This is a genomic window from Spirochaetota bacterium, assembly GCA_038043445.1.
Classification (GTDB): domain Bacteria; phylum Spirochaetota; class Brachyspiria; order Brachyspirales; family JACRPF01; genus JBBTBY01.
The window spans coordinates 1-20,040 of the sequence record JBBTBY010000143.1 but is presented as its reverse complement, the minus strand read 5'-3'; the positions used below and the strand labels follow the sequence as shown (position 1 = coordinate 20,040).

At 55.7% G+C, this 20,040-nt stretch carries 22 protein-coding genes; 18 read left to right on the top strand and 4 right to left on the bottom strand.

What is annotated here, in order from left to right; all coding sequences use genetic code 11:
- Nucleotides 1-5: 5 nt before the first annotated feature.
- The gene (locus tag AABZ39_18605; GenBank protein MEK6796794.1) at nt 6-881 is read left to right on the top strand and encodes a PfkB family carbohydrate kinase; all 876 of its coding nucleotides are present in this window, start codon (nt 6-8) and stop codon (nt 879-881) included.
- On the opposite strand, the gene AABZ39_18600 is transcribed toward AABZ39_18605, so the two are convergent.
- Genes AABZ39_18600 through AABZ39_18590 form a run of 3 tightly spaced genes read right to left on the bottom strand, consistent with a single transcriptional unit; the run spans nt 859 to nt 3,278 of the window.
- Nucleotides 859-1,545 (bottom strand): RluA family pseudouridine synthase, encoded by a 687-nt coding sequence (locus AABZ39_18600; GenBank protein MEK6796793.1) that lies wholly within the window; start codon nt 1,543-1,545, stop codon nt 859-861. The genes AABZ39_18605 and AABZ39_18600 overlap by 23 nt on opposite strands.
- Complete coding sequence (locus AABZ39_18595) at nt 1,545-2,618, bottom strand: deoxyhypusine synthase family protein (protein ID MEK6796792.1); 1,074 nt, start codon at nt 2,616-2,618, stop codon at nt 1,545-1,547. The genes AABZ39_18600 and AABZ39_18595 overlap by 1 nt, the downstream gene beginning before the upstream one ends.
- Before the next feature lie 57 nt (nt 2,619-2,675).
- On the bottom strand, nt 2,676-3,278 hold the full coding sequence (locus AABZ39_18590) for a hypothetical protein (protein MEK6796791.1): 603 nt from the start codon (nt 3,276-3,278) through the stop codon (nt 2,676-2,678).
- A gap of 302 nt (nt 3,279-3,580) precedes the next feature.
- On the opposite strand from AABZ39_18590, the gene dapF reads away from it, so the two are divergent.
- The gene (gene dapF / locus AABZ39_18585) at nt 3,581-4,414 is read left to right on the top strand and encodes a diaminopimelate epimerase (protein MEK6796790.1); all 834 of its coding nucleotides are present in this window, start codon (nt 3,581-3,583) and stop codon (nt 4,412-4,414) included.
- Nucleotide 4,415: 1 nt separating this feature from the next.
- Here the strand turns inward: dapF and AABZ39_18580 are convergent, their stop codons facing one another.
- Nucleotides 4,416-6,887, bottom strand: a complete 2,472-nt coding sequence (locus AABZ39_18580; GenBank protein MEK6796789.1) for an EAL domain-containing protein — start codon at nt 6,885-6,887, stop codon at nt 4,416-4,418.
- 184 nt (nt 6,888-7,071) lie between these two features.
- Here AABZ39_18580 and AABZ39_18575 point away from each other — a divergent pair, with 184 nt between their 5' ends.
- The 16 genes from AABZ39_18575 (at nt 7,072) to AABZ39_18500 (ending at nt 19,983) form a co-directional block, all read left to right on the top strand.
- Nucleotides 7,072-7,602, top strand: a complete 531-nt coding sequence (locus AABZ39_18575; protein ID MEK6796788.1) for a hypothetical protein — start codon at nt 7,072-7,074, stop codon at nt 7,600-7,602.
- Nucleotides 7,599-8,405: an SCO family protein gene (locus AABZ39_18570; protein MEK6796787.1), complete on the top strand. Its 807-nt coding sequence runs from the start codon at nt 7,599-7,601 to the stop codon at nt 8,403-8,405. The genes AABZ39_18575 and AABZ39_18570 overlap by 4 nt, the downstream gene beginning before the upstream one ends.
- Before the next feature lie 6 nt (nt 8,406-8,411).
- Nucleotides 8,412-10,034 carry a cbb3-type cytochrome c oxidase subunit I gene (locus AABZ39_18565; protein ID MEK6796786.1) on the top strand — a complete coding sequence of 541 codons (1,623 nt, stop codon included), beginning with the start codon at nt 8,412-8,414 and terminating at the stop codon, nt 10,032-10,034.
- Nucleotides 10,031-10,627 (top strand): cytochrome c oxidase subunit 3, encoded by a 597-nt coding sequence (locus AABZ39_18560; protein MEK6796785.1) that lies wholly within the window; start codon nt 10,031-10,033, stop codon nt 10,625-10,627. The genes AABZ39_18565 and AABZ39_18560 overlap by 4 nt, the downstream gene beginning before the upstream one ends.
- A gap of 26 nt (nt 10,628-10,653) precedes the next feature.
- Nucleotides 10,654-10,923, top strand: coding sequence for a cytochrome C oxidase subunit IV family protein (locus AABZ39_18555; GenBank protein MEK6796784.1), 270 nt, complete (start codon nt 10,654-10,656; stop codon nt 10,921-10,923).
- Nucleotides 10,924-10,937: 14 nt separating this feature from the next.
- Nucleotides 10,938-11,855: a cytochrome c oxidase subunit II gene (gene coxB, locus AABZ39_18550; protein MEK6796783.1), complete on the top strand. Its 918-nt coding sequence runs from the start codon at nt 10,938-10,940 to the stop codon at nt 11,853-11,855.
- The gene (locus tag AABZ39_18545) at nt 11,852-13,270 is read left to right on the top strand and encodes a UbiA family prenyltransferase (GenBank protein MEK6796782.1); all 1,419 of its coding nucleotides are present in this window, start codon (nt 11,852-11,854) and stop codon (nt 13,268-13,270) included. Before coxB ends, AABZ39_18545 begins: the two co-directional genes overlap by 4 nt.
- 85 nt (nt 13,271-13,355) lie before the next feature.
- Complete coding sequence (atpD, locus tag AABZ39_18540; protein MEK6796781.1) at nt 13,356-14,732, top strand: F0F1 ATP synthase subunit beta; 1,377 nt, start codon at nt 13,356-13,358, stop codon at nt 14,730-14,732.
- Complete coding sequence (locus AABZ39_18535; GenBank protein ID MEK6796780.1) at nt 14,729-15,109, top strand: F0F1 ATP synthase subunit epsilon; 381 nt, start codon at nt 14,729-14,731, stop codon at nt 15,107-15,109. Before atpD ends, AABZ39_18535 begins: the two co-directional genes overlap by 4 nt.
- The gene (locus AABZ39_18530; GenBank protein ID MEK6796779.1) at nt 15,106-15,405 is read left to right on the top strand and encodes an AtpZ/AtpI family protein; all 300 of its coding nucleotides are present in this window, start codon (nt 15,106-15,108) and stop codon (nt 15,403-15,405) included. The genes AABZ39_18535 and AABZ39_18530 overlap by 4 nt, the downstream gene beginning before the upstream one ends.
- A gap of 34 nt (nt 15,406-15,439) precedes the next feature.
- Nucleotides 15,440-15,769: an ATP synthase subunit I gene (locus AABZ39_18525; GenBank protein MEK6796778.1), complete on the top strand. Its 330-nt coding sequence runs from the start codon at nt 15,440-15,442 to the stop codon at nt 15,767-15,769.
- Nucleotides 15,766-16,470, top strand: a complete 705-nt coding sequence (locus tag AABZ39_18520) for a F0F1 ATP synthase subunit A (protein ID MEK6796777.1) — start codon at nt 15,766-15,768, stop codon at nt 16,468-16,470. Before AABZ39_18525 ends, AABZ39_18520 begins: the two co-directional genes overlap by 4 nt.
- A gap of 10 nt (nt 16,471-16,480) precedes the next feature.
- Nucleotides 16,481-16,759, top strand: a complete 279-nt coding sequence (locus tag AABZ39_18515; protein ID MEK6796776.1) for a F0F1 ATP synthase subunit C — start codon at nt 16,481-16,483, stop codon at nt 16,757-16,759.
- A 3-nt stretch (nt 16,760-16,762) separates the two neighbouring features.
- A complete protein-coding gene (locus AABZ39_18510; protein ID MEK6796775.1) occupies nt 16,763-17,542 on the top strand; it encodes a hypothetical protein in 780 nt (259 codons plus the stop codon).
- Between the two features lie 3 nt (nt 17,543-17,545).
- Nucleotides 17,546-19,078 (top strand): alternate F1F0 ATPase, F1 subunit alpha, encoded by a 1,533-nt coding sequence (locus tag AABZ39_18505; protein ID MEK6796774.1) that lies wholly within the window; start codon nt 17,546-17,548, stop codon nt 19,076-19,078.
- 2 nt (nt 19,079-19,080) lie between these two features.
- Nucleotides 19,081-19,983 carry a F0F1 ATP synthase subunit gamma gene (locus AABZ39_18500; protein MEK6796773.1) on the top strand — a complete coding sequence of 301 codons (903 nt, stop codon included), beginning with the start codon at nt 19,081-19,083 and terminating at the stop codon, nt 19,981-19,983.
- The last annotated feature ends 57 nt before the right edge of the window (nt 19,984-20,040 follow it).

The window sequence follows — 20,040 nt, the reverse complement described above, 5'->3', positions numbered from 1 at the left end:
CCGCGATGATCGTCACCGTCTGCCTCAATCCTGTTCTTCAGAAAACGATAGTACTTCCCGCCTATATCGAGGGTGAGGTCAATCGCAGCAGCGAACATTATTTCTATCTCTCCGGTAAGGGAGTGAACGTATCGCGCGTGCTTTCAGAGCTCGGCGAAAAGACCGCCCATATCACGTTCTCCGGCGGCATGTTCGATATGATATTCCGATCGCTTGCCGTCCGTGAGCGATATCCCATCATCGCGGTACCGGCGAAGACCGAACTGCGATTCTGCTACACGCTGCTCAACAGGAAAGACGGCAGCGCCACCGAGATCGTCGAAGAGGGTTCTCCCGTCGACAGTACTACCGGTACGAAAGTGCTTGCCGCGTTCAGGAAAGAGCTTCCGCGCGCACACGCCGTGGTCATATCCGGGACCAGGGCCCCCGGGTTCCGCGCCGATATCATGCCGACGCTCGTTACGCTTGCGAAAACCGCCGGCAAGACCGTGCTCATCGATTTTCGCGGCAGGGACCTTCTGGCAAGCATGCACTGCCGCCCCGATTTCATCAAGATAAACCGATATGAATTCTCCCAGACGTTCATGGGCGGAAGGACGGCCGGTCTTGAGCGGACGATGCTTGCCGTGAGCAAAGACTCCGGCGCACGAGTGATACTCACCGACGGAAAAAAGGCCATCCATTACACCGACGACGGCGTGGTGAAGACATTGTCGCCGACACGCATCACGGCGGTCAACCCCATCGGCTCGGGCGATTCATTCGCCGCGGGTTTCATATCGCAGTATCTGCGGACAGGGTCGGTCGCTCAAGCGGTGCGGAAAGCGGAATGGTGCGCACGCAGGAACGCGGAGCGCCTCATGGCCGGGACGATACGCTGAAGAACGCGCACATGCGTTTGAACTCATCCGGGTATTCCGTTTCGAACGACACCCGCTTTCCCGTCGATGGGTGATCGAAGGTTATCTTCTTTGCAATAAGTGCGAAGCCTTTCATCGCATAGTCGCCTGCGCGCTTTGAATAGAGCCTGTCGCCGATGATAGGATGTCCCATCTGTGCGCAATGGACGCGCAGCTGATGCGTCCGTCCCGTCTTGGGGAAAAGCGCGAGCAGGGTATGGCCGGTCAATCGGGAGAGCACGGTATAGGCAGAGAACGCGGGCTTCCCGCCGCGTATCACGGCGAAGCGTTTGGGCATTTTCGGGTCGCGTCCGATGGGCCCTGCCATGACGCCGGTGTCGCGGGCCACCCTCCCCTGCACTATCGCATGATATTCCTTTTCTACGGTGCGGGTACGGAACTGCTTTTCAAGCGACGCACCGGCAGCCGCCGTCTTTGCGAGCACGACCAGCCCGCTCGTGTATTTGTCGATGCGATGCACGAGCGTTATCGGTACGGAACTCAATGCGGGGAACGATCTTGGTATTACATTCAGTATATTCGTCGGGCGCGAAACGCTCTCGTTGTCGACCTCTATCCCTGCGGCTTTGTCGACGACAATGAGATCATCATCCTCGTGGATGAGAACGATCGGGGAGGCACCCATCAGACGAGCTTCGTGAGGATATCACCGGTAAAGGCTATCTTCCTTCTCGACCGCTTCTTCGCCGTACCCTTCTGCAGCGCGGAGCCGTACACGAGCGGCAGCCCTATCATCGGGTCCACCCACGCCATGGCGCGGTCGGCACGCTTGTTCACCTTGCCCCATGATTTCGCCTCGTCGAGCGTGCTCGACGAAAGCCCGCCGTCCGCGGTCACCGCCGTCGTTATCTGGAACGCATAGGTGTGCCCGCCGGTATCGCGGTTGAAGATATAGGTCATGACGACGGAATCGTTGATATAGTTCTTGGGTACGCCGCCTGCGATATAGATGGCCGCCGTCGCCTTCGACTTCGCGACTATCTGCGTAAGCTCGTAGTTATCGCGTATCGAGCTTATCGTTATCGGCTCAACACCCTTCTGCTTCGCCTGGTGATAGTGATTGGTAAGCCCGATGCCGATGGAGCTGTCATTGATGGCGGGGATGAATATCGGCACGCCGCGCATATATGCCGAACGGACGATCGACCCCTTATCCTTGATGCAGTCACGCCCGACGAGCGATATGAACTCGCGTGAGGAATAGATGCGCCGCTCGAGCGTATCGGCGTAACGGCCGACCCATTCGTCGGTATCCCAGAATTTCTCCTCATCGACATAGGTATCGTATATCCGATCGATGTACAGGTCGCGCAGTTTGCTGTCATCGGCATACGGAGACCCTTTGAAATGCGAGAAGCCGCGTGCCTGATAGATGTCCTGGTACATGACGGCGCCGGTGGAGACAATGACATCCACCATGTTGTGCTCTATCATCCCTCGTATGATGTTCCTGAGCCCCCCGGCAATGAGCGGGCCTGCAAGCCCGAGGAGTATCGTCGGTCTGTCCTTGTCCGTAAGCATCTGTTCGAACACATCGGCGCACAGCCCGAGATTCCGTGCCTGAATGGACATGTCCTTGAACGCGTCCATCATGTCGCATATGCGGAAATCGCCCGTGATATCGGGCGACACTACCTTCTTTGACAGCACGCGCTTCCTTTCCCTTCGAAGCGCATTGCTCTTTACCTTTATCTCCATACGGGCTCCTTTGTGATGCCGTGCGCACTCGTCGGTCAGAACGATGCCCGAAGCGTGCTATGATTGCGAACGTGAACGGTATTTCTCAAGTAATCGCGCTGAAAGCTCCGGCGGAAGCAGACTGAAAAGATAGGGCGTAATGGATTGTCCGCCCTCATCCCGCGCCTGCTTGTCCATTTCGAGGAGTATATCGAGAATAAGCTGATCCTCGCCGTTCTTTGCATGTTCCTGGAGAATGGCGGCCGTTCTTTCCGGCGGCATCTCCTTCCATTTCGTCGCCATGTCCTTCACGATCTTCGTGTACTCGAAATCCTTCTGCTTCTGGTTCGTGAGCGCCTGCCATGCGACAGCGAGCTGCGTCTTCCCTTCGTTGATATCGTCCTCGCGACTCGTGAGATCGCGCTCTTTGTCCCTGAGTTTTGTCTCTTTCGCGACAAGATCGCGCTCGCGGTCGAGGAACATCGAACGCATTTTCGCGAGTTCTTCCTTCTCAAGAAGGGCGACGTCCTCTATGCGTTTTTTCTGCGGGACGAACGGCATGCTGCGATAGAACTGACCGGAGATGACGGAATAATAGCTGACAAGACCGAACACGTCAAGGACATAGAATAATACTATGACCGCGACGACATTCGCCAAGAGGAGTGTTGCTATACGCATGCGCATACTGTTATTTCACCTATAGCGCATTGTACGGGGAATCGGCCTTTTTCGCAAGCGAAAGGGGCATATACCCGATCCTCACATAAGGCAAAGAAAACTACAGAGACCGAGAAAAGGCCGAGAGGACACAGAGAAATAAGATATGAAATTACCCGTTGGGTTAAACCAATATCCGCTATATCTCTGTGCATCTCTGTGGTTGTATTTTCTTTCCATGAGGATTTGTGCCATATGCGGATTTGACACTGTATGCAAGAAGGATATAGTATATACGTTCGATCGGAGAACATCCTATGAAGCTGCCCTTCACGAAAATGCACGGTGCCGGCAACGATTACATCTATATCGACTGCTTCGCGAATACGGTAAGCGATCCGGCATCCCTCGCGGTACGCGTAAGCGACCGGCATTTCGGCATCGGCGGCGACGGCATCATACTCATCGAGCCCGCGGACAAGGCCGACGCGCGCATGCGCATGTTCAATGCCGACGGGAGCGAATCCGAGATGTGCGGCAACGGCGTGCGCTGTGTGGCGAAATACGTGCATGACCACGGCATAGCGAAGAAGGATACGCTCAGGATAGAGACCGGCCGCGGCGTCCTTACGCTTCAGCTTACTGTCGACAACGGGAAGGTATCGCAGGTCACCGTCGACATGGGAACTCCGTGCCTCAACGGTCTTGCTGTCCCCACGACGATAGACGCACCGCGCGTCATCGATCGCCCGCTCACCGTGAACGGGAAGGACTATCGCTTCACCGCAGTGTCGATGGGAAATCCGCATGCGGTCATCTATGTCGAAAATGTCGCTGCATTCCCGGTGACGACCATCGGTCCGCTCATCGAGAACCACCCGACATTCCCGAAGCGGGTGAACGTTGAATTCGTAGAGATATTGAGCCGAAAGGAAGTGCGCCAGAGGACTTGGGAACGCGGTTCGGGAGAGACGCTTGCCTGCGGTACCGGTGCATCGGCGGTATGCGTCGCCGGGGTGCTCACGGGAAAGACCGACAGAACGCTCGTCGTTCATCTTACCGGCGGGGATCTGTCGATAACCTGGCCGAGCGATGATGCCGGTGTGCGCATGACGGGCAATGCGGTGGAAGTATTTTCAGGGACGATCGAGATATAATTTACGGATGTTCCTTGACGAAGGCGATGAATTCGTTCTCCGGGACCGGCGGGCTGTATACATAGCCCTGTATTATCGAACAGCGTATCGAGCGGAGGAATGCCGCCTGTTCTTCAAGCTCCACGCCTTCAGCGACAACGGATAATCCGAATTCCTGCGCCATTGAAATGATGGCCTTGACAAGCGCCGTGTTCTCCCTGTTCTCCGGTATGCCGTCGACGAAGGATTTATCGATCTTGAGCGCCTTGATGGGGAAGCGCTTCAGATAGGAGAGCGATGAATACCCCGTACCGAAATCATCGATGGAGAATTCCAATCCGCGGCCGTTCAGCTCCTTGAGCTTCACGATCGTTTCCTCGACGTTCTCAGCGAGCGTGCTTTCCGTTATTTCCAGGTGAAGCATCGACGGCGCGACCGTACTTGCGTTCAATGCCTCATCGATGGAAGCAGAGAGCGCACGATCGCGGAATTGGCGCACGGAAAGGTTCACCGATACGGGGATGCCGGATATACCCGCTACCGACCATCGCGCGAGGCTGGCGCAGGCCGCGTTCAACACCCAGCGCCCGATGGGGACGATAAGCCCTGTCTCTTCGGCTATCGGGATGAATTTGATCGGCGGGACGAACCCCCACTGCGGATGTTTCCATCGCAGAAGCGCCTCCGCACCGACCACGCGCGCATGTTCATCCACCTGCGGCTGATAGTACAACTCGAACTCATTGCGCTCTATCGCATGGCGAAGCTCTTCCATGACGGTTATCTTTCCCATCGCCTTGGCCTGCATCTCCGGCGTAAAGAACGCATAGCTCCCCTTCTCGCGCTTCGCCTCGAAGAGCGCCGCCTCAACGTTCGCAACGAGTGCTTCGGCATCCGCACCATCGCGAGGATAGAGAACGATACCGACGCTCGCACCGGTATAAATGGTGTTCCCGCTGATGGAGAACGGTTTTGACAGCGAATCGATCATCTTCTGCGCAACTATCGCAGTGTCCGTCTCCGTACCGAGATTATTGAGGAGCACCGCGAACTCGTCGCCGCCGATGCGGAAGAGGACATCGCTCTCGCGAATGCATCGCTTGACGCGCTGTGAGACCTGAATGAGCACCGCGTCGGCGGCCGTATGTCCGAACAGATCGTTTATGTCCTTGAAGTGATCGAGGTCGAACACGAGCACGGCCTTGACCTTATCGCCGCGCAGACGCCGCGCCTGTATGATGATGTCCTCGAGCCTCAGATAGAACGACTTGCGATTGAAAAGCCCGGTGAGCACATCGTGGTATGCAAGATACGTGAGGTTCTCATTGGCGAGCTTCGCCTCGGTAATATCTTCCGAGATGCGCGCGATGCGGTACACGACGCCTGCCGAATCGCGGATCGGCGATATGCGGTCGCGTATCCATCGTATCGATCCGTCCGGCCGCACGATGCGGTATTCAAGTTCCTTTTTCGATCCCGGGGCATTGGCAACGATCTCTTCGGTCACATAACGCCGGTCGTCCGCGTGAATGGAATTGATCCACGGGTCTATCGACGAATAGAGCGGCTCATGCGGGCGCGCCCAGATGCGCTCATACACGGGGTTGACGTAGAGCGCCTTTTTCGCGCGCACATCGACCACCCAGAACACCTCGCTTATATTGGTCGCTATCTCGAGGAATTTCTCCTCGCTCTTATTGAGCGCCTCGTACGCACGCGCGACATCGCGCGCCTGGCTCGCGAACTGCTGCAGAATGTTCGCCATCGTGAGCAGTATGAACGCGGTTATCCCCACGGTGAAACGCGAATAGTCAAGATGCGGAAGGAGCCCGATATGATTCATGCCGTAGACGAACAGCGTATCGTCAACGGCGGTGAATATCGCTATTGCTATGCCCGCGAGTATCAGCCCGAGGGCTTTCAAGCGGCGGCGCCACACGATATCGACAGCGATGACGATGAAGGCGTAGAGTATCAGCACCGCGAGTATGAGGTCGCGCACCATATAGAGCGGTCCCTGATGCCCCCGCCCGAACGCAGACTCATAAAGATCGTCTTTATCCTGCGGTATCGTCATTGAGATATAGAGGTCCGGCGAGAAGAACGATATCAATACGATGCCTGACGCAAGAGCGAAGCAGACCGCCGCAAGAACGAGGTTTATCTTCTTGAAAACATCGTTGAGCGTGAGCAGATGCACCAGAAAATACGGAAGCGCAAAAAGGAAGAGCGCCGCAGCGATCTGTTCGGTCCGATGGAACTGGCGGGAAAGCGCGGCCTGATGCATGACGCCGCCGATGATGCCGGTCAGTGCGCCGCTTGCGACGAAGAGGAAGGCTATTGCGGAGAGGAATATCAGCGCAAGGTACAGCCTGTTACGCCAACGGGCATAGATGAGGAGGAACATCGCCAAACCGATGAATATCGACCCCGCACAGAAGAACGGGAGTATGAGCTCAAAATAGTTCAGTGGGTACTGAAACGACGGATGCACCGTTCCTCGCTTCCCCCGAGCGCGTCAACGTTCGAGGTTCATAGGGATATCGTATGAACTATTATCGGCCTTTCGATCAGTATATATTATAACCCCTGAAAGGTAAAGTGCACAGACGCCCCGATCTGTTTCATATTGCATTTTGCATCGCTTTCCATATAATCGTCACTTTGAGAGGTGATACATGATCGATGAAATGTATAAGCTCCTGGCCTCGATAGGCTTCAATGAACCGCTGCACTCGCCCATCACCCATATGCCGATCGGACTGACCGTAGGGGCGTTGACATTCTTTCTCGTCGCTGTCATTTTCAAGCGCAAGAACCTCGTGCTCTCCGCACGGCACGCATCAATTCTGGCCTTCATTTTCGTATTCCCGACAATACTCCTCGGCGTATTCGACTGGATACATTTTTATAATGCCGCCCCGTTCACCCCCATTAAGATCAAGATCACCCTTGCCTCAATTTCACTTGTTGCGCTTGGTGCCGGCATTATTCTCGGGAGCGAAATAAAGCTTCATACGCTCACGATGACCGTGCTCTATGCTGTTGCGTTCGTTGCGATGATAGGGCTTGGTTATTTTGGGGCCGGGATCGTGTACGGCAGGGGGCTTGAGATCAAAGTCCCGAAGCAGACACCGATAGTGATCCCCGCACAGACGAACACGGCTGCGCCGGGCCGCGCTGGATCAGCGGGAGGAATGACACGATGAAAACCGCGAAGTACACTCCCCTGCATGCTTCGCTCCTCATGCTGTCGCTCTTCATCACCCCTCTTTTTTCCCATGGCGGAACGCATGCTACGAACGAGCCTGACCCGATCGTAGGTATCGAGGAGAAAAAAGGATCGACGATCCCCCTTGATACGAAATTTGTCGACGAATATGGGGGATCGGTGCTTCTCAAAGATGTGGTGCAGGGACCGACCATACTCTGCTTCGTTTTCTACACATGCAGGAATGAATGTTTATCGGTGGTCACGTCGTTGTCGAGCGCGCTTCGATCGTGCGCTGACAAGCCGGGGTCGGAGCCCGCTGTGGTCACCATTTCCATCGACGACCGTGAAAAACCGGCCGATGCATTGAAGATACGAACGATCGCATTTGAGGCCATCCAGAAACCGTACCCGCAAGATCGATGGCATTTCCTTATCGGATCGGCTGCAAGCGTGAAACAAGTGACCGACGCCGCCGGTTTTCGCTTCGCCCGCCGCGGGAATGATTTCGATCATCCCCTTGGGCTTATCATCCTATCCCCGACCGGGAAGGTCGTACGCTATATACATGGCACCGAGTATCTGCCCATGGAGATAACGATGTCGCTCATGGAGGCGCGGACCGGCACCATACAGCCGACAATAGCGCGCGCACTGCGCATGTGCTTCAGCTATGACCCGAAGAGCCATCGATATGTGTTCAACCTGCTCCGGGTAAGCGCCTCTGTCATTATCGTATTCATTGGGATATTCATTGCGTATCTCGTGATCTCCTCGCGACGTCGACGCAACAAAGGATAATCATTCATGTCAGAACACGGAACTACAGCGGAACTCCCCTACTTCGCCGACACGGGAAAATACACCGGCGTGCTCGGATGGATCACCTCCACCGATCATAAGCGCATCGGCATTCTGTATCTCACTGCGATACTTTTCTTTTTCACGCTTGCCGTATTCCTCGGCGTGCTCATGCGCATCAACATGGTCCCCGGGCATAAAATTATGACCGCGCAGCAGTATAACGCGATGTTCACGCTGCACGGCATCATTCAGATATTCCTCGTTGTCATTCCCGCCGTGCCGACCATTTTCGGGAATTTCTTCCTGCCGATACTTATCGGCGCCCGGGACATGGCGTTCCCGCGGCTCAATCTCTTCACCTGGTATCTCTATATGGCCGGCGCGATACTTGCCTTCGTTTCTGTGTTCTTCGGCGGCGGCGCTGTCGATACCGGATGGACATTCTACGTGCCGTTCAGCATCAAGACCACGGTGAATGTGCCCCTCGCCGTGTTCGCCGTGTTCATTCTCGGCATGTCTTCGATACTTACAGGCATCAATATCGTCACTACCGTGCATCAATTGCGCGCACCGGGGATGAAATTCTTCCGCATGCCGCTCTCGGTGTGGGGTTTCTACGCGACCGCCTGGGTGCAGATACTGGCGACACCGGTCATTGGTATCACTATGCTTCTCGTCATCATGGAGCGATTGTTCGGCATCGGCGTCTTCGATCCGTCCAAGGGGGGCGACCCGCTCCTCTATCAGCACCTTTTCTGGATATACTCGCACCCCGCGGTGTATATCATGATACTCCCCGCCATGGGCGTTATCTCCGATATTTTCCCGGTGTTCTCCAGAAAGAACATCTACGGCTACAAGATGATCGCGTTCTCAAGCATTGCCATCGCGAGCGTAGGCTCCCTTGTGTGGGGGCATCACATGTTCGTGAGCGGGCAGAGCAACACCGCGGGCATCATCTTTTCATTCCTTACGTTCATCGTCGCCGTGCCGAGCGCGATAAAAGTGTTCAACTGGCTCGCGACCATGTACAAAGGATCGATACAGCTCGAACCCCCGTTCCTCTATGCGCTGTCGTTCATTTTTCTGTTCTCCATAGGCGGGCTTACCGGGCTGTTCCTCGGGGCGCTTTCGGCGAACGTGCAGCTGCACAATACCTACTTCGTCGTCGGTCATTTTCATTATGTGATATTCGGCGGCATGGGGTTCGGTCTCTTCGCCGCATTCCACTACTGGCTCCCGAAGATGACCGGAAGGATGTATGATAAACGGTTCTCCGTCGTTGCCTGGCTCATACTCTTCGTCGGTTTCAACATTTTCTACTTTCCCATGCTCATTCTCGGCTGGCAGGGCATGCCGCGGCGATTCTACGATTATCTTCCGCAGTATCAGGATATGCATCAGCTGGCCACTATCGGATCTTTCATCATGATCGTCGGCCTTTTTCTCATGGCGGCGAACCTCATACGCGGTGCGTTCACCGGACCGAAGGCGCCCTCGAATCCGTGGGGCGGCGCAACGCTCGAATGGACCATCCCCTCGCCCCCGCCGTCGGAGAATTTTGAAGAAGTACCGGCGATAACGAAGGGCCCGTACGATTTCGGGAATAAAGGACAAAACCCATGAGCGGGAACGGATCGCGTTCTTCCGGCGCGCTTGGCATGTGGCTTTTCATCGCCACCGAGATACTCCTTTTCGGCGGCTTGTTCCTTCTCTACTCGATATATCGCCTCAAGAATCCATCCGAGTTCCATTCGGCATCGCTTGCATTGTCGCGTTTTTTCGGCACGCTCAATACGGTAATTCTCATCACGAGCAGTTTTACCGTTGCATTGTCGATCCATTTCATGAAAGTGGCCAGAACGAGGCTCGCGGCGGCATTGCTCGTCGCAACGGTGCTCTTCGCATTGGGCTTCCTCGTTGTGAAAGCGATCGAGTGGACAGCGAAGTTCGAACACGGCATTTATCCGAATGCAGCGGCGCTGCTCGCACGCCCCCGCGGAGAAATACTGTATTTCGGACTTTACTACATGATGACGGGGCTGCATGCCGTTCACGTTATTGTCGGCATCGGCGTGCTTACCTTCGTCCTTGTGTGGATAGCGCGCGGAAAAATCACGGCGCAACGTTTCGTCATTCACGAGAACGCGGGGCTCTATTGGCATCTGGTTGATATTATCTGGATATTTCTTTTCCCGTTATTTTATCTGTTAACATGAATGAAGCGATGAAGCAGGATACTGATATGGCATCTAAATTGATCGTGTACAGCGCAGTGTGGGCCGCCCTCCTCATCCTCACCGTTGTGACCGTGGCGGCGGCAAGTCTTCATTTGGGGAAGGTCGCGATAATCGTCTGCCTTGCGATAGCGGCGACAAAAGCCACGTTCGTCCTGCTCTACTTCATGCACCTGCGGCATGAGGGTCGGCTCGTGATACGACTGATAATCCCGATCTCCATTATAACACTTACGATATTCATCGGACTCACGTTTTCCGACATTCTAACCCGGTAAGGAGGGGCGAACGCATGGCAACATCCACGGCCGTCGTCGACGGCGCACTGATATACATACTCGTCTTCTGTGCCCTCCTCTTTTTTCTCATCGTGTTCTTCATGATATATTTCGCCGTACGGTATCGGCGATCGCGCAACCCCGTCCCCTGCGAGGTTTCGCCCAATCCGCTCCTCGAATTCGCATGGACGCTCTTGCCGGCGCTTCTTGCCACCACCATGTTCATCTATGGCTTGACGGGCTTCACCTTTCTCCGTGAAACGCCGAAAGGCTCGATGCGCGTGAAAGTCCATGCCCGGCAATGGACGTGGCTTTTCGAATATGAGAACGGAAAAAAAAGCCCCGATCTCATCGTACCGGTCGGCAGGAATGTTCGGTGCGAGCTCATTGCTGCCGATGTGATACACGGATTTTACGTGCCGGCCTATCGCTTACAGCAGGATGCGGTGCCCGGGATAAAGACCGAGGTGTGGTTCAATGCCACTGCCCCCGGGAATAATTATATCCTCTGTTCGCAGTACTGCGGTCAAAAGCATTCGGCGATGCTGGCAAAACTGATCGCCGTACCGTCGGAAAAATTCGATGCATGGCTTTCGGGAAAAAACGTTTCGCTCGACGGCACGATGCGCGATCTTGCCATGCCGAAAGGGCAATCGCTTCTTTTCGAGCGCGGATGCATATCCTGTCATTCCATCGACGGTGCCGCCATGGTCGGCCCCACGTTCAGGGGCTTCTACGGCTCCACGGTGACGGTGCGAAGCGCCGGGCGTACGAAAAAGATACTCGCCGATGCCGACTATATCCGATCTTCGATCATAACGCCCGGGGCCGATGTTGCCGATGGATTCCCCAACACGATGCCGTCCGGCAGGGACGTTCTTTCCGACAGGGAGGTCGACGAGATAGTAAACTATCTTAAGACGATCAAATGATGTCCGCATTGTTCTCCCTCACGCGCGCTACCATATCGCTTGCCGTTGCAGCTTCGGCATTCGCGGGCTGTTTTCTCTGCACCCGTGAAATAACTGCGAAAAGTATTTTTATTTTCATCGGTATTGCGCTCCTCGCCGCGTCAGCGTCGGCGCTCAATCAAATCCAGGAGCGCGATCTCGATGGCCGCATGCCGCGGACGAAGAACAGGCCGCTCCCGAAGGGAACGATGCCGGTATGGGGTGTGCTGATGATAGTCATCGTTCTCGGATCGGCGGGGCTCGCTTCGCTTTATTTCCTTACCGCACCAGTGAGCGCGATCATCGGCGCTGTTACATTCGTCTGGTACAACGGTATGTACACGCCGTTGAAGCATAGGACGAAATATGCGATATTCATCGGTGCGTTCACCGGTGCTCTGCCGCCGATGGCCGGCTGGACGGCGGCAGGGGGATCGCTGACTGACCCCGCTGTTCTATCGATAGCGCTTTTCATGTTCCTCTGGCAGATCCCCCATTTCCATATACTGCTTTTGAAATACGGGGCTGAATACGTATCGGCCGGCATGCCGTCGATGTACCGAACAGGCGATGAGACACGGTTCAAACGCGGCATCGTGCTCTGGGCCGTACTCGCTTCGATGAGCGCGCTCCCGTTCGCGTACTTTCGTATCACTTCCTTCATCGAGACAGCGATCATTGTTTCAGCCACAGCTATCGGCTTCGTGATCCTTTACCGCAAGGGGGTTCGTATGCGACGCACAGGCACGATATCGATCGTTTCCGATCGGCCGGAACGTTTCGCTGACCGGCATGAGGCCGGCAGATTGCTCGCGCGAGAGCTCACCGGCTATTACGATGTTGGCGCGGTGGTGCTGGGTATACCCCGGGGCGGCATGGCGATAGCCGCCGAAACAGCAAAACTGCTGAAAGCCCGATTGGACATCGTGCTTACCCATAAACTTGGTCTTCCCGGAAACCCCGAGTTCGCGATCGGCGCCATCGCGGAGAACGGGCAGGCGATCATCGATGCGTCCATCGCCGCACAGATCGACACGCGGCACATAGAAATCGAAAAGAAGGCAAAACATGAGGAGTTGGTCCACCAGGGGGCGCGCTATCGGAAAATAATCCCGCGGGTGCCGTTACGCGACACCATCGTCATAGTCATCGATGACGGACTTGCCACCGGGGCTACCATGCAGCTCGCGCTTGAATCGATAGCCCGTGAAAAGCCAAAACGGCTCATATGCGCGGTCCCGGTCGCTTCCACTGAAGCGATCGGAAAAGTGGCCGCCGTTTGCGATGAGGTGCTCTGTCTCTGTGCCCCGACGATATTTCGCGCTGTAGGAAGTTTTTATGACGATTTCAGGCAGATCACCGATGACGAGGTGCTCGCTGTTCTTTCAGCGTATTGACATTGATTTTCATAAAAAGTATATTGTATCCAGTCTTATCGCGTTCCAAACCGAGCAGTAATGGCAGATAGAGATGCATGAACCGATGCCGAAAGTGAATGAGGGTGCTGTTTCAGCGATACGCGGCAGCGTCGTTGATGCCGCATTCCCCGAAAAACTTCCGGCAATATATAACAGGCTCATCATTCGGCAGGAGCCACCCATCACATTGGAAGTGGAAGCACATCTCGATGAGCGCACTGTTCGATGCATTTCCCTTTCGCCCGTTCGCGGCGTTTCGCGCGGGATGAAGGTTGAAGATACAGGCGGCCCCATCACCGTTCCTGTCGGCGAGAGAACACTCGGGCGAGTGTTCAATGTGTTCGGCGACACCATCGATGCCCATGGATCGATAGACGGTGCTGAATTGCGTTCGATCCATCGTAAGCCGGTACCGATAGCCGAGCGTGCGACCGAGACTGAATTATTCGAAACGGGCATAAAAATAATCGACTTGCTTGCACCGCTCGAACGCGGCGGTAAAGCCGGCCTGTTCGGCGGCGCCGGTGTGGGAAAGACCGTCCTTATCATGGAGATGATACATAACATGGTGGAGCTCCACCGGGGGATAAGCGTCTTCTGCGGCATCGGCGAACGCAATCGCGAGGGCGAGGAGCTCTATCGAGAACTCCGCGATGTCGGCGTTCTCGACAAGACCGTGCTCGTTTTCGGTCAGATGAACGAACAGCCGGGAGCGCGTTTTCGCGTCGGCCATACCGCGCTCACCATGGCGGAATATTTCAGGGATGAAAAGAACACCGACATTCTCATGCTCATCGATAATATATTCCGATTCGTGCAGGCCGGGGCCGAGGTATCGGGTCTCCTTGGTCAGATACCCTCGCGTGTCGGATATCAGCCGACGCTCGCCACCGATCTCGCCGAACTTGAAGAGCGCATCTCAAGCACGAGATCCGGTGCGATCACATCCATTCAGGCGGTGTATGTTCCCGCAGACGACTTCACCGACCCCGCTGCGGTGCACACATTCGGTCATCTTTCATCCTCGATCGTGCTTTCACGAAGAATGGCGAGCCAGGGGCTCTATCCCGCCATAGACCCGCTGCAGTCGCGGTCGAAAATGCTTTCACCGGGGCTTGTGGGGGAACGGCATTACATCACGGCAAGGAATGTTCGTCAGACACTCGCTGAATACGATGATCTTAAGGACATCATTGCCATGCTGGGTCTCGAAGAGCTCTCGAAAAAGGACCAGGCGACCGTTTTCCGCGCGCGGCGGCTTGAGCGATTCCTGACGCAGCCGTTCTATTCGACCGAGCAATTCACCGGCAACCCCGGGAAAGCGGTATCGCTCGCCGATACCATCGACGGATGCGAACAGATACTCAAGGATGCATTCGCCGACCGCCATGAGCGATCGCTCTACATGATCGGCGCCATCGGCGAAGCGAGGCCGGCATGATGCTCACCGTATCGACACCGACGGATACCATCGTCGAACGCGATGTGCGGAAGATCATCGCCGAGGGCGTACGCGGATTTTTCTGTCTCTTGCCGAATCATATCGATATTGTCTCACCGCTCAAGGCGCACATCCTTTCGTACGACAACGCCGAGGGGCGTACCGCCTATATCGCCATCGATGAAGGCATGCTGGTGAAAAAAGGCGGTGATGTTTCATTGTCGGTACGCTATGCCGTGCGCGGGACATCGAAGGCTGAAATGGAACGGATCGTCGAGGATGACCTTGGAAAAAAGGCGCTTGCGGAAAGGGATGTGCGGGATATCATCGCCACGCTGGAAGGCGATATCAGCGCGCTCATCATGGGAAAACGATGAAGGACACAAAGCGCGGATATCAGGCGCGATTCCTCAAGCGCATCGATGCGGCAGGCGGCGGGGGGACGCACAGCGGCAATACGGATAATCTCCTCTGGCTTCGAACGGCGGGACTGATCGGCTGGTCAGTGATCGTTCCGCCGCTGCTCGGCATCGCACTCGGGTCCTGGCTCGATGCCTCATTCCCCGCGAAATTTCCGTTCGCACTCACCCTCATGCTCACCGGATTTGCGCTTGGCTGTTGTAACGCGTGGCGGCATATGAAACGTGTCGTCGAAAAGAAGGATGGAAAATGATGCATCGTGCCGCCGCGATGGAAGGATGCCGTGTATGATACCGGAAAGCATTACCGCCCTTGAGATCGTTCTCTATGTCGTCGTGTTCATCGCCGGGAGCGCTACCGCGATCATCTATCTCTGGCTCCTTCACTTATCGGTAGGGAAAATAGTCCGCGATGCGGCGCCATCGCTGCTGGCGTTTGTCGGTTTCTTTTTCAGAATATTTCTCTGCGGGGCGTCATTTTTCCTCTGTTCACTCGGGGGGCGATTCGACAGGCTCGCGGTCAGCGTTATCGGCTTCGCGATCATGCGCCTTATCGCCATCAATGTGATACGCTCCTTCCCGACATCCCACAAACCCGGCGAGGGACCTCCCCGATGACGATAAACCCGGACAAGATCATCATGTTCAGGGCCGGTGCCATTGCCGTCAATGCGACGATCGTGTACACGTGGGTCGTCATGGCTGTCCTTATCGGATTTTCAATACTCGTCACAAGAAAACTTTCACTGGGCCCGAACATATCGAAACGGCAGCATGTCCTTGAAAGCGTAGTATCGCTCATACAGGATCAGATAAAGGGTATCACCGGGAGGGAGCACGTTCCCTATTTTCCCTATGTGGCAACGCTTTTCCTCTTCATTCTGGTCTCAAACGTCCTGCATTATGTCCCGCACTTCCATGCACCCACCGGATCATTGTCCACGACGGCAGCTCTCGCATGTACCGTATTCGCTGCGGTGCCCTTCTTCGGCATCAGGGAGCGGGGGTTCTTCGATTACCTTCAGTACTACCTCGAACCCGTCTTCGTCATGCTCCCGCTCAACATTCTCACGGAATTCACAAGAACGGTGGCGCTCTCGATCCGTCTCTTCGGAAATATCATGAGCGAAGGGCTTATCGCCGCGATCCTGCTGCTGATAGCGCCGTTCTTTGTGCCCGTGCTCATGCATCTTCTGGGCCTGCTCATCGGCATCGTGCAGGCGTATATTTTCTTTATTCTGGCGACGGTATTCATCGGGAGTGCCGCGACAGTGCATACGGAGCGCGGGCAGAACAGCATTTCAATCTCAACAACATAAGGAGCATTCCATGGACAGTCTTACATTCATCGCAGTCGTCTCGATCATTACCGCCGGGACATGCATATCCCTCGGCATCATCGGTCCGGCCATCGGGGAGGGCATATCGGTCGCACGAGCGGTCGAGGCTATCGCTCAGCAGCCGGACGCAGCCCCTACCATAAGCAGGAACCTGTTCGTCGGGCTCGCCATGATAGAGTCGCTCGCTATCTATTGTCTTGTGATAGCGTTCGTGCTCATTTTTACCAACCCGTTCTGGAATTATTTCGTATCGCAAGCGGGGAAATAGAACATGGAGATAGACCTTTTCACGTTCATAGCGCAGATAGTCAACTTCCTCGTACTGCTCTTCCTCCTCTACAAATTCCTTTTCGGGCGCGTGAAACAGGCGATGGACGAGCGTGATGCGCGGATTCGATCGACTATCGAGAGCGCAGACAGAAAAATGGCGGAAGCCGATGCGCTTAAGGCGAAGCATGCGTCTGCATTGCAATCCATCGCCGATGAACGCGAGGCGATGCTCGCAGGCGCGCGCGCGGAAGCGAGTTCGCTCAGGGAACGGCTCATGCAGGATGCTGAGGAAGCGATCCGATCTCACCGCGAGCAGCTGCAGTCGATACAGGCAGCGCAGGAGGAGAAATTCATCAGCGCCCTCAAGGCAAAGGGCAGGGACTTCATCTATGCGCTGGCGAACAAGACCGTGACCGATCTCGCCGACGAATCGCTGGAAGAACGGATCGCATTGAAATTCGCCGGCAAGGTGAGATCCCTCGCGGAAAGCGAACGTACGCGCCTCACCGAGGCATTGCGCGCGCCGGGCGCGTCACCCATTATCCGAAGCACATTCCCCGTCACACCCGCTGTACAACGAACGATATCCGATGCCGTTGCAGCTGCCTTGGGGTATTCCGGTGCCATACGTTTTGAAAGCGGGGCGAAAGACCTCTATGGGATAGCGCTTATCGCCGGTGCGCATACGATATCCTGGAGCATCGACGCATTCGTCTCGGGCATCGAACGGGATCTTTTCCCGGCAAACAGCGCATCGACCGCGGATCGCGGATTAAGGTAAACAATGGACGAGAAAACAGGCTCGAATATTGACGGCATCGTCGAGGATATGTTCGCGAATGCATACGAAAGGCTCAGGAATTACAACGCCGAGTTCTCCCCCGAGGAGATCGGCGTAGTGACGCAGGTGGGTAACGGCATAGTACGTGTAAGCGGTTTGCCGAACGTGCGGGCGGACGAGGTGGTCCGCTTTCCCGGCGATAATTTCGGGATCGCGTTCAATCTCGAGCGAGACTCCGTGTCGATCGTCATGACAGGACAAAGCGCACGGGTGGAAGCGGGGATGGAAGTGCGCCGCACGGGAAGGATAATCGACGTGCCGGTGGGGGACGCGCTTCTCGGCAGGGTCATCGATCCGCTTGGTGCGCCGCTTGACAACGGCGGGGTTGTCGCAGCATCGACCCGCTATCCGATAGAACGCGATTGCCCCGCTATCATGGACCGTGCGCCGGTGAACGTCCCGCTGCAAACGGGCATCATCGCCGTTGACGCGTTGATACCTATCGGCAGGGGCCAGCGCGAGCTCATCGTGAGCGACAGGCAGATCGGTAAGACGGCCATTGCGGTGGACACCATAATCAATCAGCGCGACAAGGATATGATATGCGTCTATTGCGCCATCGGTCAGCAGAACTCGGCGACGGCGAAGGTCATAGCCGATCTCAAGAAACATGGCGCGATGGGGTATACGATAGTCGTAGTCGCTTCCGGGGATGACAGCCCGGGAATGAATTTCATTGCGCCGTACGCGGCGACATCGATAGCCGAATATTTCATGGAGAGCGGACGCGATGCACTTATCATCTACGACGATCTCTCGCGGCACGCCCGCTCGTACCGGGAACTTTCTCTTCTGCTGCGGCGCCCCCCCGCGCGCGAAGCGTTCCCCGGCGATATCTTCTACATACATTCACGCCTCCTTGAACGCGCAACGCACCTTTCCGAAGAAAAAGGCGGCGGATCGCTCACCGCGCTTCCCATCGTCGAGACCGAGTCGCAGAATATCGCCGCATACATCCCAACGAATCTCGTATCGATAACCGACGGTCAGATATACCTTTCCGCAAAACTGTTCCAGGAAGGAAAAATGCCGCCGATCGATATTGGCAGATCCGTTTCGCGCGTCGGCGGCAAGGCGCAGATCCCCGCGTATCGCGATGTAGCGGGCGATCTGAGGCTCACCTATTCGCAATTCGAGGAATTGGAATTGTTCGAGCGTTTCAGCACACGTCTTGACGAAGGGACACGAAGCGTACTGGACCGCGGCCATCGAATACGCGAAGTGCTGAAACAGCCGCAATACAGACCGGTGCCCGTGGCCGAACAGATAGCCGTGCTCCTCGCCGTAACGAGCGGGATACTCAACGACATCGCCGTAGAACAGATACACGATGCGAAGATCGCCATTACCGCGCTCCTCACCGGTGAGCTCGGTCGTATCGCAGAAACGATCAGGTCGGGAAAAAAGCTTTCGCCGGACGACAGGGACACGATGATCTCAAAGATGCGCGATGCCGTCGCGTCCCTCGGTGCATAGATATGCCGTCGCTTGAAGAGATACAAAGAACGATAGGCGCGACCGATTCGCTGAAATCCGTCATACGCACGATGAAGATCATGGCGGCGGTGAGCCTGCGTCAATACGAGAGAACGCTCTATTCGCTCGCCGATCATGCCCGCACCATCGAAGATGCGCTGTCCGTCATCGTAAAATTCCTCCCTGTCAATACCCGGTATTTCCGCACGAAATTCGATGTCTCAAAAAGAACGGCCGTCGTGCTATTCGGCTCCGACCTCGGCATGTGCGGTCAATTCAACGACGATATCGCGGCGTACTGCGTTCGTACGCTGGCCGGCATGGGGATACGTGCGGAGAATTCATTGATGATCACCATCGGAGAAAAGATCGTGCCGCGCATCGAAGGGAATGGGTTTCCCATCGCCGAGACGATACCCTACCCCGCAGGATTGCAGACCGGGATAACACCCATACTGCATGATTTCATCCTGCTCCTTGAACGCCTGCACGACGGGGGAATTCAAAACGTTCTGCTTTTCCATAATCGACCGGTCGGCGAGCTCGCCTATGCCTCGCACATGCGAACGCTGCTCCCCATCGACCCCGAATATCTCCTTTCTTTGCGCGGCAGGAAATGGAGATCGAAGAGCATACCGGCCATCGCCGGCGACACGCATATGCTACTGCGCGAAGCGATCCGGCATCACCTCTATGCTTCGCTCTTTCGCGCCTTCGTCGATTCGCTCGCAGGCGAGAACGCCGCACGACTCATGGCCATGCAGGCGGCGGAAAAGCACGTCGATGAACACCTCGATGAACTGCGGGGGCGATACAATGCTGTCCGTCAGGAAGCGATCACCTCCGAGCTCCTCGATATCATCGCGGGTTTCGAAACACTTACCGCCTCCGCTCCCGGGTCGTAGTTGACAGGATCGTGTTTTCTTGCTACTCTCCCCACGCGTTCCAGATGAGGAGAATAT

What these genes read in the sequence shown, in the direction of transcription:
- AABZ39_18515 (MEK6796776.1), top strand. Translation starts at nt 16,481, where the DNA reads ATGGACAGTCTTACATTCATCGCAGTCGTCTCGATCATTACCGCCGGG.
- atpD (MEK6796781.1), top strand. Translation starts at nt 13,356, where the DNA reads ATGCCGAAAGTGAATGAGGGTGCTGTTTCAGCGATACGCGGCAGCGTC.
- AABZ39_18590 (MEK6796791.1), bottom strand. Translation starts at nt 3,278, where the DNA reads ATGCGTATAGCAACACTCCTCTTGGCGAATGTCGTCGCGGTCATAGTA.
- AABZ39_18560 (MEK6796785.1), top strand. Translation starts at nt 10,031, where the DNA reads ATGAGCGGGAACGGATCGCGTTCTTCCGGCGCGCTTGGCATGTGGCTT.
- AABZ39_18535 (MEK6796780.1), top strand. Translation starts at nt 14,729, where the DNA reads ATGATGCTCACCGTATCGACACCGACGGATACCATCGTCGAACGCGAT.
- AABZ39_18500 (MEK6796773.1), top strand. Translation starts at nt 19,081, where the DNA reads ATGCCGTCGCTTGAAGAGATACAAAGAACGATAGGCGCGACCGATTCG.
- AABZ39_18505 (MEK6796774.1), top strand. Translation starts at nt 17,546, where the DNA reads ATGGACGAGAAAACAGGCTCGAATATTGACGGCATCGTCGAGGATATG.
- AABZ39_18525 (MEK6796778.1), top strand. Translation starts at nt 15,440, where the DNA reads ATGATACCGGAAAGCATTACCGCCCTTGAGATCGTTCTCTATGTCGTC.
- AABZ39_18545 (MEK6796782.1), top strand. Translation starts at nt 11,852, where the DNA reads ATGATGTCCGCATTGTTCTCCCTCACGCGCGCTACCATATCGCTTGCC.
- AABZ39_18555 (MEK6796784.1), top strand. Translation starts at nt 10,654, where the DNA reads ATGGCATCTAAATTGATCGTGTACAGCGCAGTGTGGGCCGCCCTCCTC.
- AABZ39_18605 (MEK6796794.1), top strand. Translation starts at nt 6, where the DNA reads ATGATCGTCACCGTCTGCCTCAATCCTGTTCTTCAGAAAACGATAGTA.
- AABZ39_18565 (MEK6796786.1), top strand. Translation starts at nt 8,412, where the DNA reads ATGTCAGAACACGGAACTACAGCGGAACTCCCCTACTTCGCCGACACG.
- AABZ39_18530 (MEK6796779.1), top strand. Translation starts at nt 15,106, where the DNA reads ATGAAGGACACAAAGCGCGGATATCAGGCGCGATTCCTCAAGCGCATC.
- AABZ39_18520 (MEK6796777.1), top strand. Translation starts at nt 15,766, where the DNA reads ATGACGATAAACCCGGACAAGATCATCATGTTCAGGGCCGGTGCCATT.
- AABZ39_18570 (MEK6796787.1), top strand. Translation starts at nt 7,599, where the DNA reads ATGAAAACCGCGAAGTACACTCCCCTGCATGCTTCGCTCCTCATGCTG.
- AABZ39_18600 (MEK6796793.1), bottom strand. Translation starts at nt 1,545, where the DNA reads ATGGGTGCCTCCCCGATCGTTCTCATCCACGAGGATGATGATCTCATT.
- AABZ39_18575 (MEK6796788.1), top strand. Translation starts at nt 7,072, where the DNA reads ATGATCGATGAAATGTATAAGCTCCTGGCCTCGATAGGCTTCAATGAA.
- coxB (MEK6796783.1), top strand. Translation starts at nt 10,938, where the DNA reads ATGGCAACATCCACGGCCGTCGTCGACGGCGCACTGATATACATACTC.
- AABZ39_18510 (MEK6796775.1), top strand. Translation starts at nt 16,763, where the DNA reads ATGGAGATAGACCTTTTCACGTTCATAGCGCAGATAGTCAACTTCCTC.
- AABZ39_18595 (MEK6796792.1), bottom strand. Translation starts at nt 2,618, where the DNA reads ATGGAGATAAAGGTAAAGAGCAATGCGCTTCGAAGGGAAAGGAAGCGC.